The organism is Roseateles sp. (assembly GCF_039595295.1).
GTDB lineage: Bacteria > Pseudomonadota > Gammaproteobacteria > Burkholderiales > Burkholderiaceae_C > Roseateles.
Genome location: NZ_JBCNLU010000015.1, coordinates 56,609 through 70,436, shown reverse-complemented (window position 1 = coordinate 70,436; position 13,828 = coordinate 56,609). Strand labels below are relative to the sequence as shown.

The following is a 13,828-nucleotide window of genomic DNA, read 5'->3' as shown; positions in this document are numbered from 1 at the left end:
TTCCTTGTGCCGGTCAGGGAGCGGCGTGGGCCTCGTGGGCCGCATGCGCGCCCAGATACGCCTCGATCACCTTGGGGTTGCGCTGCACGTCCGCGGGCGTGCCCTCGGCGATCTGCTTGCCGTAATCGAGCACCGTCACCCGGTCGCACAGGCCCATCACCAGCTTCACGTCGTGCTCGATCAGCAGGATGGTCCGGCCGTCGTTGCGGATGCGGTCGATCAGCTCGCGCAGCACGACCTTCTCGGTCGCGTTCATGCCGGCGGCCGGCTCGTCCAGCGCGATCAGCTTCGGGTCCGTCGCCAGCGCCCGCGCGATCTCCAGCCGACGCTGGTCGCCGTAGGACAGCGTGCGCGCCTTGAAGTCGGCGTGGCGCTCGATGCCGACGTAGGCCAGCAGCTCGCGGGCGCGCGCCTCGATCTCGGCTTCCTCGCGCTTGAAGCCCGGCGTGCGCAGCACCGCGCCGATCAGGCCCGACTGCGTGCGCACATGCCGGCCCACCATCACGTTCTCCAGCGCCGTCATCTCGGCGAAGAGCCGGATGTTCTGGAAGGTCCGCGCGATGCCGGTCTTGGCGACCTGATGCACCGCCTGCGGCTTGTAGGCTTGGCCGCCGAGTTCAAACGTGCCGCCATCGGGCACGTACAGCCCGGTGATGACGTTGAAGAAGGTCGTCTTGCCGGCGCCGTTGGGACCGATCAGGCCGTAAACCTGACCCTTGAGGATCTCGATGCCCACGTCCGACAGCGCCTGCAGGCCACCGAAGCGCTTGGACGCGCCGGCCACTTTCAACACGGTTTCAGTCATTCGTTCTTGCTCCTGCGCCGGTCAGGCCGCCTTGGCGGCGGGCTTGGCGGATTTGCCGTCGGCCGGCTGCGGCCGCGACTTGCCGTGCTCGGGCGACGGCCACAGGCCGCGCGGACGCATCAGCATGATCACGATCATCGCCAGCGCGATCAGCAGCTGACGCAGGATGGCGGCGTCCAGACGGCCGTCGGTCATCTCCTGCAGCGGACCGGCGACGTAGCGCAAGACCTCGGGGAGCGCGGCCAGCAGCAGCGCGCCGAGGATCACGCCGGGGATGTGGCCGATGCCGCCCAGCACGACCATCGCGACGATCATCACCGACTCCTGCAGGCTGAAGGACTCGGGCGAGACGAAGCCTTGGAACGCGGCGAACATCGAGCCCGCCACGCCGCCGAAGGTCGCGCCCATGCCGAACGCGAGCAGCTTCATGTTGCGGGTGTTGATGCCCATCGCCTTGGCGGCGATCTCGTCCTCGCGGATGGCCATCCAGGCGCGGCCGATGCGCGAGGTCTCCAGGCGGTAGCACACCAGCACGGAGCCCACCACCAGCGCCAGGAACAGGTAGTAGTACATGGTCACCGAGTTGACGGTGAAGCCGAAGAACTCGTGGGCCTGGTTGAACTCGAAACCGAGGAAGCGCACGCCGTCGATCTGGCCGATGCCGCGCGGGCCGTTGGTGATGTTCAGCGGATATTCCATGTTGTTCAGGAACACCCGGATGATCTCGCCGAAGCCCAGCGTCACGATGGCCAGATAGTCGCCCCGCAGCTTCAGCGTGGGCGCGCCCAGCAGCATGCCGAAGAAGCCGGCCAGCGCGGCCGCGGCCAGGATGGTCAGGATCAGCGGCAAGTGCAGACCGCTGGGGAAGGCGGCGGCGATGTTCTCGAAGTTCTCGGCCAGATGCGGACTGCTGAGCAGCGCCGCCATGTAGGCCCCGACGGCGTAGAACGCGACGTAGCCCAGGTCGAGCAGACCGGCATAACCGACGACGATGTTCAGGCCCAGGGCCAGCAGCACGTACAGCAGCGCCAGGTCGATGATGCGCACCGGACCGTTGCCGAAGCTCTGCGCGAACAGCGGGAGCGCCAGCAGCAGCACGCCGGCGACCAGGAAGGCGATGAGTTTGGAAGACTTGCTTTGCATGTGAGGCTCCTCAGGCGCGGTCCGCGACGCGCTCGCCGAGCAGGCCCGAAGGACGCAGCGTCAGGACGAGGATCAGCGCGATGAAGGCGAAGATGTCGGCGTAATGGCTGCCCAGCACGCCCCCGGTCAGGTCACCGAGATAACCGGCGCCGATCGCTTCGATCAGGCCCAGGAGCACGCCGCCGACCATCGCGCCGGCGAGGTTGCCGATGCCGCCCAGCACCGCCGCGGTGAAGGCCTTCAGACCGGGCATGAAGCCCATCGAATGCTGCACCGTGCCGTAGTTGGCCGCCCACATCATGCCGGCCACCGCGGCCAGCGAGGCGCCGATGACGAAGGTCATCGAGATCACGAAGTCGGGCTTGACGCCCATCAGCGCGGCCACGCGCGGGTTCTCGGCGGTGGCGCGCATCGCACGGCCCATCTTGGTGTGGTTCACCAGGAACAGCAGGCCGCCCAGGATGACGACGGTCGACACCAGGATCAGGATCTGCGTCACCGTGATCACCGCGCCGCCGATCATGATCGGATCAGCCGGGAGCAGCTGCGGGAAGGGCTTGGGGTTCGGCTTCCAGATGATCATGGCCAGGGTCTGCAGCAGCAGCGACATGCCCATGGCGGTGATCAGCGGCGCCAGGCGCGGCGCGTTGCGCAGCGGTCGGTAGGCGATCTTCTCGATCGCGAAGTTGAGCAGCGTGCACACGAGGATCGCGCAGCACAGCGCGATGATCATGAGCATCCAGCCGGGCAGCCCCAGCGGCGCCAGCGCGGTGACCACGGTCCAGCTCACCATCGCGCCGACCATCAGCACCTCGCCGTGCGCGAAGTTGATGAGGTTGATGATCCCGTAGACCATCGTGTATCCCAGCGCGACGAGGGCATACATGCTCCCCAGCACCAGTCCGTTGATGATCTGCTGAAAAAGTATCTCCATAGGGCCCCAGCATGTTGTTGGACACGGCTCTCGCCGCGTGACGGGACCGTGGGGTGCAACCCCCGTGCCAGCCCGCTGTTTCCAAGGGTATTCACCGACGAGCGACGTCCGTGGACACCGGTCGGTTGCGTGTTCTCAGTCTCGGCGACGCGACAAGGTGCGGAAATCCGCACAAACCGCCTAGCCAGCCGGGCGATTACTCGCCAGAGGAGAAAAAACGGTTCCCTCGCCTGCACCGGAAGTGACAACTTGGGCACACTAGGGACGTTTTTCGTCTCACATGGATTCGGCAGCCCTCCCCCTCTCTTTGCAGCAGCGGCTGACCCAGCAGCTGGGTCGGCCCAGCTTCTATCTGTATCTCACCGGGGTGCTGATGCTGGGCGGATTGCTGCTGGGCCACCGCCTGAGCGAGCGCGCCAGCCTCGACCAGCTCAGCGCGCTGGCGACCGAACGGCTGGAGCTATACGCCTCCAACCTGCAGACCGAGCTGGGCCGGCACGCCTACCTGCCCAGCCTGCTGGCCATCGACGACAGCGTGACCCGGCTGATGGACAGACCCGGCGACGAGTCGCTGCGGCGCGCCGCGGGCCTGGCGCTGGCGCGGGTGAACGTGCGCGCGGGGACGACGCAGATCTTCGTCGCGGACGCCGAGGGCCAGGTGCTCGCGTCCAGCGAGCCGCTCACCCCGCCGCTGCGCCTGCAGCAGGCCATCGCGCAGGACCGCCATCACTTCTTCGCCGCCGACGCGGGCCAGGCCGGGGCCACCGGCAGCACCAATTTCTTCCTGCTGCATCCGCTGCGCCGCAACCAGACGCTGCAAGGCGTCATCGTGGTCAAGCTCAACCTCGCTCCGCTGGAGGCGACCTGGGTGGACCTGGGGCTGCGCTCGCAGGGGGAGCGCATCCTGGTGTCGGACGATCAAGGCGTGGTGATCATGAGCTCGGTCGAGGATTGGCGCTATGCGGTGCTCAGCCACGCCGACGCGGCCGAGCGGGACCGGCTGCAGGCCAGCGCGCGCTATCCCCGCATCGGACCGGACCTGGGCCTGCCCGGCGCGCTGGAGGCCTACAACAGCCTGCTGGTGCGGGCGCCCGCACCGGCCAGCGCCACGCTGCTGGCGCAGGAGCGGCAACTGCTGCCGCTGGGGCTGCGGCTGCTGGCGCTGTCGGATCTGTCCGAGGTGCGGCGCCAGGCGCGGCTCGCGGCCTGGAGCGGCGCGGCCTTCGGCGCGGCGATCGGCATGCTGCTGCTGTACCTGGCCTCGCGGCGGCGCGCGCTGCGCCAGCTCTTCCACGCCAAGAGCGAGCTGCAGGACGCACACGCCCAGCTCGAGCGCACGGTGGATGAGCGCACCGCCGAGCTGCGGCAGATCAACGAGGAGCTGATCGACCAGATCGCCCAGCGCGAGCAGGCCGAGGGCGAGTTGCTGCAGACCAGCAAGCTGGCGGTGCTGGGGCAGATGTCGGCGGGCCTGTCGCATGAAGTGAACCAGCCGCTGACGGCACTGCGGGCGCTGGCACGAAACTCGCAACGATTGCTGGAGGCCGGTCGCACGCAAGCGGTCGCGGACAACCTGCAGACGATGGATGAGATGGTCGAGCGCATGGGGCAGATCACGCGTCAGCTCAAGAGCTTCGCCCGCAAGGCCGAGCGGGTGAGCATGGCCGTGTCGCTGCTGAGTTGCGTCAACAACGCCAAGCTGCTGCTGGAGCACCGGACCCGCGCGCTGGATCTGCGCTTCGAGGTCGAGGTGCCGGCGGGCCTGCGGGTGCGGGCCGAATCGAATCGTCTGGAGCAGGTGCTGGTGAATCTCTTCGCCAACGCCATCGACGCGATCGCCTCGGAGCCGCCGCACGACGGCGCCGAGCGCCGGCTGCGGGTGGCGGCGGTGGCGCAGGACGAGGGCCAGCGCGTGCTGGTGCAGGTCCAGGACAGCGGCCCAGGCTTGGGCGACGCCTTGTTGCCTCGTCTTTTCGAGCCCTTCTTCACGACCAAGCCCGCGGGCGAGGGACTGGGGTTGGGGTTGGTGATCTCGTCGAAGATCGTTCACGAGTTCGGGGGCGCGCTGCGCGCGCACCGGCTCGATCAGGGCATGAGTTTCGAGTTCGACCTCGCGGTCGAGACCTGGCACGCCGAGGAGGGGCAGTATGTTTGAGGGCTACAAGGTCGTGTTCGTCGAGGACGATCTGCCGGTGCGGGTCAGTCTGACGCAGACGCTGGAGCTCGAGGGATTGAGCGTGCTGCCGTGCCGCACGGCGGAAGAGGCGCTCCCGCACTTGCAACCGGGCGCGCAGGTGATTCTGATCACCGACGTGCGGCTGCCCGGAATGGACGGGCGCGCGCTGCTGGCCCACGTGCAGAGCACGGACCCCGGCATTCCGGTGATCCTGATCACCGCGCACGGCGACGTGCAGATGGCGGTGCAGGCGATGCGCACCGGGGCCTACGATTTCATCGAGAAGCCCTTCGCGCCGGAGCGGCTGCTGGATACGACGCGCCGCGCGCTGGACCTGCGCATGCTGCGTCACTCGGCCGACGAGCTGCGCACGCAGCTGCAGGCCGCCAGCGGCATCGAGGCGGCGCTGCTGGGCAAGTCGGCCGCGATGCAGCAGCTGCGGCGGCAGGTGCTGAATCTGGCGTCGACCTCGGCGGACGTGATGATCCTGGGCGAGACCGGTACCGGCAAGGAGTTGGTCGCCCGTTGTCTGCACGACCAGAGCCCGCGCCGCGATCGGCATTTCGTCGCCATCAACTGCGGCGGGCTGCCGGAGGCGCTCTTCGAGAGCGAGCTCTTCGGTCACGAATCCGGCGCCTTCACTTCGGCGGCCAAGCGCCGCATCGGCAAGCTGGAGCACGCCAACGGCGGCACGCTGCTGCTGGACGAGATCGAGACCATGCCCATCCCGCTGCAGATCAAGCTGCTGCGGGTGTTGCAGGAGCGGCGGGTGGAGCGTCTGGGCTCCAACGAGGAGCAGCCGATCAACGTCCGCTTCATCGCGGCGAGCAAGGCCGATCTGAAGGAACTGGGCGAGCGCGGTCAGTTCCGCAGCGACCTGTATTACCGGCTCAACATCGCGACGCTGACGCTGCCGCCGCTGCGGGAGCGGCGGGAGGACATTCCGCTGCTGTTCGAGCATTTCGTGGCCCAGGCCTGCAAGCGCTATGAGCGGGAGGCGCCGGAGCTCACGCCGGAGAAGCTGCGGGAGCTGATGGCGCATGACTGGCCAGGCAACGTGCGGGAGATCCGCAATGCCGCCGACCGGTTCGTGCTGGCGCTGGACGACCTGGACAGCAGTGCGGCCTTGCAGGCGGTGCCCACGCTGGGGCTGGCGCGTCAGATGGAGATGGTGGAAAAGGCGTTGATCGAGCAGGCGCTTCGGCGCTCGGGCGGCAAGGTGCCGGCGGCGATGGAGCTGCTGGGGACGCCGCGCAAGACGCTTTACGACAAGCTGCATCGGCATGGGATTCAGCTGGACGAGTTCCGCTGAGGGCACGGGGCCGAGGCCTGCACAGGCCGAAGACCCTCTCCCCTGCCCTCTCCCGCAAGCGGGAGAGGGAGTGCACAGGGACCGCGCACCGCGATTGACAGCGCGCCGTGCCGCACCCTCCCGCTTGCGGAACGAGGCTGCGTGGCCCCCTCGCCCGCTTGCGGGAGAGGGCGGGGGAGAGGGTCTTCAAGCGCTGAACTACGCCGACTGCGGCGCCCGCTCAAGCACTGCCTTGAGCTGATCGATCGTCGCCGGCTTGACCAGATACGCCGCCGCGCCGCGCCGGATCGCCTCGGCCGCATCGCCGGGATCCGAGGTCCCGGTCAACATGACGATCGTCATCGGCCCGGTGCTGAGCGCCTCCGAGATGAAATCCATCCCTTGCCCGTCCGGCAACGCCCGGTCCAGCACCATCACGTCCGGTCGATGCTCGACCAGCTGCCGACGCGCGTCGCCCAGCGAGGCGGCGGTCGCGGCGGAGTAACCCTCCATCTCCAGGAGGATGGCCAGCGTTTCGCTGGACTCGAGGTTGTCGTCGACGATGACGGCGTGGGGCATGGCAAAGCTGCGGCAAGAGGTCCAGAGGCGTCCCCGCGAGGACGGGCGTGGATCGGAACAGGCAAATCCCGCTCCCGCCCTGAATTCTCGGACCAGGAGCGCCGTTTGCCCGCGCAACGTCCCAAGCTCGATGTTCTGTTCGCCCACCTCCGCTCCCCCTGAACTCGCGGCCATGACGACGATTCCACGCTCGCGGGCGGCTACCATCGCCCCCGGCCCTGCCCCGGTGCCGCTCCTTCCTCTTCCGATATGACGCAGACGCCGCCGCCCGTCTCTTCCCTGTCCGACGCCCAACTGGCCGATTGCGCCAGCGAGCCGATTCGAATCCCCGGCGCGATCCAGCCCCACGGCTGGCTGGCCGCCGTCGATCTGCGCGACGGCCAGCTGGTGGCGAGCAGCGACAACTGGGCGTCGCTGCTGGACGCCCCGCAGGGCCTGCTGGCCGCCTATGTGGAGGATGCGCTGGGCGGGATACTGGATCTGCGCCACACCCTGTGCGACGGCGAAGGCCCCGTGTCCTGCGGCATGCTGGAGATCGCCGGGCGGCGGTTGCACGCGACCGCCCACCGCATGGGCGGACTCGCCTACTTCGAGCTGGAGGACGAACTCCCCGGCGCCGCGGATGCCGGCACCCGGGCCCCGATCTACAGCCTCGCACGCCATCTCGTCCCCCAGATGCAACTCACCTCCTCGGTGGACGAGCTCTGTCGGGTCGTCGTCGCCGAGATGAAGCGCCTGACCGGCTTTGGCCGCTGCCTGGCCTACCGCTTCGACGCCGACGGTCATGGCGAGGTGCTGGCCGAGGTGATCGACCCGGGCTACACCGCCTATGCCGGCCACCATTTCCCCGCCGCCGACATCCCGGCACAGGCGCGAGAGCTTTACCGCATCAACCACATCCGGCTGATCGCCGACGCCCATTACCAGCCGGTGCCGGTGCGCTTCGTCGACGGCAGCGCCGCGACCGGGCTGGACCTGTCCCAGGCCGCCCTGCGCAGCGTCTCGCCGGTGCACCTGGAGTACATGCGCAACATGGGCACGCTGGCTTCCATGTCGGTGTCCATCCTCGTCGGCGGGCGGCTGTGGGGGCTGGTGTCCTGCCACGACCACGACCCGAAGCGCCTGTCCTGGCAGACCCGCATGGCCTGTGAGCACCTGGGCCAGTTGCTGTCGCTTCAGATCGAGGCCAAGGAGGAGAACGAGCAGGTCACCGAGCAGCTGCGGCTGCGCCAGCTCACGCTATCCATCGTCGCCCACCTGGCCGACAGCGACGCCACGTTGCAGCGGCTGATGGCCGAGCCCGGCCCGCTCCTGCGACTGGGCCGCGCGACGGGCGCCGCGGTCATCCTCAACGAGGAATGCTGGTCCGTGGGCGAGACCCCGGATCGCTCGACGCTGATCCGGCTCGGCCAGTGGCTGGGCAACCGCATCGACGAGGTCTGGCACGGCGACCGGCTGAGCATCGAGGCGCCCGCGCTGGCGGCGGAACTGGGCACCACGGCGGGCATGCTGGCGATCTCGATCTCCAAGCTGCACCGGCATTACATCGTGTGGTTCCGGCCGGAGATCGTGCAGACCATCGTCTGGGCCGGCGATCCGCGCAAGGAGTCCTCCACCGACGCGCAGCACCGCCTGCATCCGCGACGCAGCTTCGAGAGCTGGCGCGAGCAGCTGGGCGGCCGGTCCCTGCCCTGGACGCCCGGCGAGATCGCCGCGGTGCAGGAATTGCGCCAGGCGCTGATCGGCATCGTGCTGCGCCGCGCCGAAGAGATGGCCGAGGTCGCGATGGAGCTGGGCCGCGTCAACAAGGAGCTGGAAGCCTTCTCCTACACGGTGTCGCACGACCTGCGGGCGCCCATGCGCCACATCGCCGGCTTCGTCGACCTGGTGCTGGAGATGGAAGGCGCCGGGCTGACCGAGCGCTCGCGCCGCTACCTGGCCCATGTGAAGGAAGCGTCGGCGCATGCGGGTCAGCTGGTGGATGCGCTGCTGGACTTCTCGCGCATGGGGCGCTCCGCGCTCAAACCCTCGTCGATCAACACCGAGCACCTGATCGACGACCTGATCGACGAGCAGAAGACGCAGCTGCAGGACCGCCGCGTCGAGTGGATCGTCAAACGGCCGCTGCCCCGGCTCTGGGGCGATCCGGTGCTGCTGCAAGTCGCCGTGCGCAATCTCATCAGCAACGCGGTGAAGTACACCCGGCCGCGCGATCCGGCCCGCATCGAGATCGAAGGAATCGTCGGTCCGCAAGGAATCGGTCTGCGAGTCACGGACAATGGCGTGGGCTTCCAGATGAAGTACGTGGGGAAACTCTTCGGAGTCTTCCAGCGCCTGCATCAGACGGAGAGCTTCGAAGGCACCGGCATCGGCCTGGCCAGCATGCGCCGCATCGTCGAGCGGCACGGCGGACAGGTCGAGGCCTGGGGCTCGCCGGAGCACGGCGCCCGCTTTGGATTCACTTTGCCGACCCGCGAGATGCAGCAGGCAATGGAGGACGCAGACCCATGATGCGCAACGACATGCTCAAACCGATTCTTCTCGTCGAAGACGACGCCCGCGACCTGGAACTGACCCTGGTCGCCCTGGAACGCAGCCAACTGGCCAACGAAGTGGTGGTGGTGCGCGACGGCGCCGAGGCGCTGGACTACCTCAACCGCGAGGGCGCGCACGCGGCGCGCTCGGAGGGCAATCCCGCCGTGATCCTGCTGGATTTGAAACTGCCCAAGGTGAACGGGCTGGAGGTGCTCAAGGCGGTGCGCAGCACCGAGCCGCTCAAGAGCATTCCGGTGGTGATGCTGACCTCGTCGCAGACGGAGTCGGACGTGGTGCAGAGCTACGCGCTGGGCGTGAACGCCTATGTGGTCAAGCCGGTGGAGTTCCAGCAGTTCGTCGCGGCGATCGCGGACCTGGGGGTGTTCTGGGCGGTGCTCAACGAGCCGCCCCCGGGATCGCTGCGCGCGGCCAGGCGCTACGAATGATCCCTGCATGACCGCCTCCCCGTCCCGGCCGGATTCCGCGGCCTCGCCGGCGCCTTCGGCGCTGTCCGCCTTTTTGCCGTCCGCCGCTTCGCAAACCGGCGCCGCGCCCCTTGTCGCCGTCGCGGACACCCCGCCGCTGGAGATCCTGCTGCTGGAGGACTCCACCTTCGATGCCGAGCTGCTGCAGGCCTCGCTGGAGAAGACCCATCCGCGGGCGCGGGTCACCTGGGTCAAGGACGAGCCCGGACTGCTGGGCGCGCTGGAGACGCAGCGCTTCGACCTGATCCTGTCGGACTATCAGCTGCCCGGCTTCACCGGCGCGGAGGCGCTGGCACTGGCGCAGCGCGCGGTGCCGGGGACGCCGTTCATCTTCGTGTCGGGCGTGATCGGCGAGGAGAACACGGTGGAGCTGCTCAAGCGCGGCGCCACCGACTACGTCATGAAGGGCCGGCTGGCGCGGCTGCCCGTGGCCATCGACCGCGCGCTGCGCGAGGTGCGCCAGCGCGAGGCGCAGCGCCACGTCGAGGCGCAGCTGCGCGAGGCCGACGCGCTGTATGCGCGGGTGGTGGACTCGCTGCACGACTACGCGGTGGTCCTGCTGGACACCGAGGGCCGCATCCGCGACTGGAATCGCGCGGCGAGCACGATCTTCGGCCACCCGTTGGCGGCGGTGCGCGGCATGTCGGCGGAGATCCTGCTGACGCCGGAGGACCGCGCGGCCGACGTGCTGGAGAACGAGCTGGCGGTGGCCTCGACGCAAGGCGCGGCGCGCGACGACCGCTGGCTGATGCGGCAGGACGGCTCGCGCTTCCGCGCCGAAGGCGTGTTGACGCCGCATTTCAATGCGTCCGGCGAGCTGACCGGTTACTCCAAGATCATTCGCGACGCCACGCTGGCCTACGAGGCCCAGCAGGCACTGCGCGAAGCCAAGGAAGAGGCCGAGCGCGCCAACGAGCTCAAGGACCAGTTCCTGGCGGTGCTCTCGCACGAGCTGCGTTCGCCGCTGAGCGCGATCACGGGATGGGCGGACATCCTGGCCAACTTCGCGGACTCGCACCCCTTGCTGGGCAAGGCGGCGGCGGTGATCCGGCGCAATGCGCAGCTGCAGGCGCGGATGATCAATGACCTGCTGGACATGAGCGCGGTGGTGGCGGGCAAGCTGGTGCTGCAGCCCGCGCCGCTGGACCTGGCGGCGCTGGCCTCGGACGCGGTGCTGGGCGCGCTGCACGAGGCGCAGAGCAAGGGCGTCGCGCTGAACTGCCGCGCGCCGGAGCCGGTCTGGATTCCGGGCGATGCGCAGCGCCTGTCGCAGGTGATGACCAACCTGATCGGCAACGCGATCAAGTTCACCGAGAACGGTGGCCGCGTCGACGTCGAGGTCGCGCTGCAGGACGACTGCGCGGTGCTGCGGGTCCGGGACACCGGCCGGGGCATCTCGCCGGAGTTTCTCCCCTTCGTCTTCGACCGGCTGCGGCAGGAGGACGGCTCATCGACCCGCAAGGCGGGCGGGCTGGGCCTGGGGCTGGCGATCGCGCGGGCGATCGCGGAGCTGCACCAAGGCCGCATCACGGCGGAGAGCCCCGGCCAAGGCGGCGGCGCGAGCTTCGAGCTGCGCCTGCCGCTGCTCAAGGGTCACGCCTTGCCCCCGCCCCCCTGCGCCGAGCCGGTCGATCTGTCGGAGGAGAGTCTGGCGGGCGTACGGGTGCTGCTGGTCGACGATGAGGAGGATGCGCGCGAGGTCGGCCAGGTCGCGCTGAGCCGGCTGGGCGCGAAGGTCAGCGTGGCCGCGAGCGCGACCGAGGCGCTGACGCTGCTGCGCGAGAACACGGAGCGCTTCGACCTGCTGGTGTCGGACATCGGGATGCCGGAGATGGATGGCCGCTCCCTGATTCGGGCGGTGCGGCAGTTGCCGGGCGGCGGCGCGTCCGAGCTGCCGGCGGTGGCGCTGACGGCCTTCGCGATGGTGGCGGATCGGCAGGAAGGATTGGCGGCCGGCTTCCAGGCCTATGTGGCCAAACCCATCGAGCTGGGGGCGCTGACGCAGGCGATTCGGGAGGTGCTGCACTTGCAGCAGTAGGTGCGGAGGCCACCTCTGCTGACAGCTCTCGCATCCGTTCCCGCTACCGTTGTCGATTCCCCCCCGCGCCGTTCGTCGTCAGGGTGGAGTTCCCCATCTCAACGACCGCACCCTCAGGACCGACCATGAAATCGCTGCTGCTCATCCCCGCCCTGCTCTCGTTCTGCGCCGCGCAGGCCGCGCCCGCGACCTACGAGATCGACCCCACCCACACCTATCCGAGCTTCGAGGCCGACCATATGGGCCTGTCCTACTGGCGCGGCAAGCTCAACAAGAACGCCGGCACCATCGTCTACGACAAGGCCACCGGCGCCGGCAGCGTCGAGGTCAAGATGGACCTCGCCAGCATCGACTTCGGCTTGGACGCGATGAACGCCTGGGCCAAGGGCAAGGACTTCTTCAACGTCGACAAGAACCCGACCGCCAGCTTCAAGGGTCGATTCGAGGGCGGCAGCAACGGCGTCCCCGCGCAGGTCGTGGGCGAGCTCACGCTCAACGGCAAGACCAAACCCATGACGCTGACCGTCCATCAGCTCAAGTGCATGCCGCATCCGATGCTCAAGCGCGACTACTGCGGCGCGGACGCCTCGGGCAGCTTCAGCCGCGAGGACTTCGGCCTGACCGCCGGCAAGGACTGGGGCTTCAAGATGGACGTGAACCTGCGCATCCAGGTGGAGGCCGTCGCCAAGGAGTGAGCGCGGCCGGCGCGGGCCGGCGCCCGCGCTCCAGCACTCAGGCCGGGCGACCGCGCCCTTGCCGACGCGACCAGCGCGCGGCGACCGTTCCCACGGCGCCGAGCGCGCGCTTCTCCACCAGATGCCAGGAAGCCGCGGCCAGGATCAAGGTGATCACGGTCGCGGCCACGGTCATGGTCAGGACGTCGATGCCCGGCACCAGCCGCGCGAGCACCTGCTGCACCAGGAACGCGTACAGGTACAGGCCGTAGGAGTAGTCGGCGTGCAGCTGCCAGCGCACCAGTGGCAGTCCGTAAGCCGCGTACAGCACCAGGTAGCCGAAACAGAAGAGATTCACCAGCGCGAAGGCCCGATGGCCGATCAGCGCGGCCACCACCAGCAGGACCAGCGCTCCCGCGGCGATCGCGCCGTGCAAGGGGATGCGAGCTCTCGCCACGTACAGCAGGCTGCCGATGAAGAACGCGGGGATCAGCCAGCTCAGCTTGCTCTTGACCTCGCTGCTGGAGGGCTCCCAGACGCCCTTCCACAGATAGATCGCCAGCGCCGCGACGACCATCGCCGCCACCACCGCGCCGAAGCGCCGACGGTTCGTGCTGCCGCCCGTGATCGCCCACAGCGCGACCAGCAACCCGTACATCCACAGCTCATAGCTGATGCTCCACAGCGAGCCGTTCACCGTGCTGCCATGGGGGTTGCCATTGAACAGCCCCGGCAACTGGTTGTCGTTCCCGAACACGATCACGCAGTTGGTCAGCCAGTAGCGCCAGGTCTGGTGGTCGGCCCAGAAGTCGGCCGGCGACAAGCTGGACAACGCGGGCCCGACAAGGCCGACGGTCAGCGTCATCGCCACGATCAGCGCGGGGAAGATCCGAAGCACCCGCGACACGGTGAAGTGCACGGGATCGGCGCGCGACAGGAGGCTGCCGCCGACCAGATAGCCGCTGGTCAGGAAGAACACCAGCACCGCCATGCTGCCCAGGCTGATGCCCGCGCTCAGCCGAAAGGGTTCGAGCAGCGCGTTGCCGGTGGACAAGGTGAAGCTGTGGCTCAGCAGCACGCAGAACGCGGCGCCAAGTCGGACCAGATTGAAATTGTTGTCGCGGCCGGCGGCCTTGGCCGCCTCGCCCAGATACCGCATGACGTGTCC

11 protein-coding genes are annotated in these 13,828 nt (G+C 68.7%); 6 read left to right on the top strand and 5 right to left on the bottom strand.

Features of this window, described 5'->3' with window-relative positions; genetic code table 11:
* Positions 1–13: 13 nt before the first annotated feature.
* Genes ABDW59_RS13290 through ABDW59_RS13280 form a run of 3 tightly spaced genes read right to left on the bottom strand, consistent with a single transcriptional unit; the run spans position 14 to position 2,882 of the window.
* Positions 14–805: an ABC transporter ATP-binding protein gene (locus ABDW59_RS13290; protein ID WP_343630320.1), complete on the bottom strand. Its 792-nt coding sequence runs from the start codon at positions 803–805 to the stop codon at positions 14–16.
* A 21-nt stretch (positions 806–826) separates the two neighbouring features.
* Positions 827–1,948, bottom strand: a complete 1,122-nt coding sequence (locus tag ABDW59_RS13285; RefSeq protein WP_343630319.1) for an ABC transporter ATP-binding protein — start codon at positions 1,946–1,948, stop codon at positions 827–829.
* 10 nt (positions 1,949–1,958) lie between these two features.
* Positions 1,959–2,882 (bottom strand): branched-chain amino acid ABC transporter permease, encoded by a 924-nt coding sequence (locus tag ABDW59_RS13280; RefSeq protein WP_343630318.1) that lies wholly within the window; start codon positions 2,880–2,882, stop codon positions 1,959–1,961.
* Between the two features lie 280 nt (positions 2,883–3,162).
* Here ABDW59_RS13280 and ABDW59_RS13275 point away from each other — a divergent pair, with 280 nt between their 5' ends.
* Together ABDW59_RS13275 and ABDW59_RS13270 are read left to right on the top strand one after the other, a co-directional pair.
* A complete protein-coding gene (locus ABDW59_RS13275; protein WP_343630317.1) occupies positions 3,163–5,037 on the top strand; it encodes an ATP-binding protein in 1,875 nt (624 codons plus the stop codon).
* The gene (locus ABDW59_RS13270; RefSeq protein ID WP_343630316.1) at positions 5,030–6,370 is read left to right on the top strand and encodes a sigma-54 dependent transcriptional regulator; all 1,341 of its coding nucleotides are present in this window, start codon (positions 5,030–5,032) and stop codon (positions 6,368–6,370) included. The genes ABDW59_RS13275 and ABDW59_RS13270 overlap by 8 nt, the downstream gene beginning before the upstream one ends.
* A 198-nt stretch (positions 6,371–6,568) precedes the next feature.
* Here ABDW59_RS13270 and ABDW59_RS13265 read toward each other — a convergent pair whose 3' ends face one another.
* Positions 6,569–6,928, bottom strand: coding sequence for a response regulator (locus ABDW59_RS13265; RefSeq protein WP_343630315.1), 360 nt, complete (start codon positions 6,926–6,928; stop codon positions 6,569–6,571).
* A 249-nt stretch (positions 6,929–7,177) separates the two neighbouring features.
* Between ABDW59_RS13265 and ABDW59_RS13260 the strand changes: the two genes are divergently transcribed.
* The 4 genes from ABDW59_RS13260 (at position 7,178) to ABDW59_RS13245 (ending at position 12,681) form a co-directional block, all read left to right on the top strand.
* A complete protein-coding gene (locus tag ABDW59_RS13260) occupies positions 7,178–9,439 on the top strand; it encodes an ATP-binding protein (protein ID WP_343630314.1) in 2,262 nt (753 codons plus the stop codon).
* 11 nt (positions 9,440–9,450) lie between these two features.
* The gene (locus ABDW59_RS13255) at positions 9,451–9,909 is read left to right on the top strand and encodes a response regulator (RefSeq protein WP_343630343.1); all 459 of its coding nucleotides are present in this window, start codon (positions 9,451–9,453) and stop codon (positions 9,907–9,909) included.
* Between the two features lie 7 nt (positions 9,910–9,916).
* On the top strand, positions 9,917–11,986 hold the full coding sequence (locus tag ABDW59_RS13250) for a response regulator (RefSeq protein ID WP_343630313.1): 2,070 nt from the start codon (positions 9,917–9,919) through the stop codon (positions 11,984–11,986).
* A gap of 125 nt (positions 11,987–12,111) precedes the next feature.
* Positions 12,112–12,681: a YceI family protein gene (locus tag ABDW59_RS13245; RefSeq protein ID WP_343630312.1), complete on the top strand. Its 570-nt coding sequence runs from the start codon at positions 12,112–12,114 to the stop codon at positions 12,679–12,681.
* 37 nt (positions 12,682–12,718) lie between these two features.
* On the opposite strand, the gene ABDW59_RS13240 is transcribed toward ABDW59_RS13245, so the two are convergent.
* Positions 12,719–13,819, bottom strand: coding sequence for an acyltransferase (locus ABDW59_RS13240; protein ID WP_343630311.1), 1,101 nt, complete (start codon positions 13,817–13,819; stop codon positions 12,719–12,721).
* Positions 13,820–13,828: the final 9 nt, after the last annotated feature.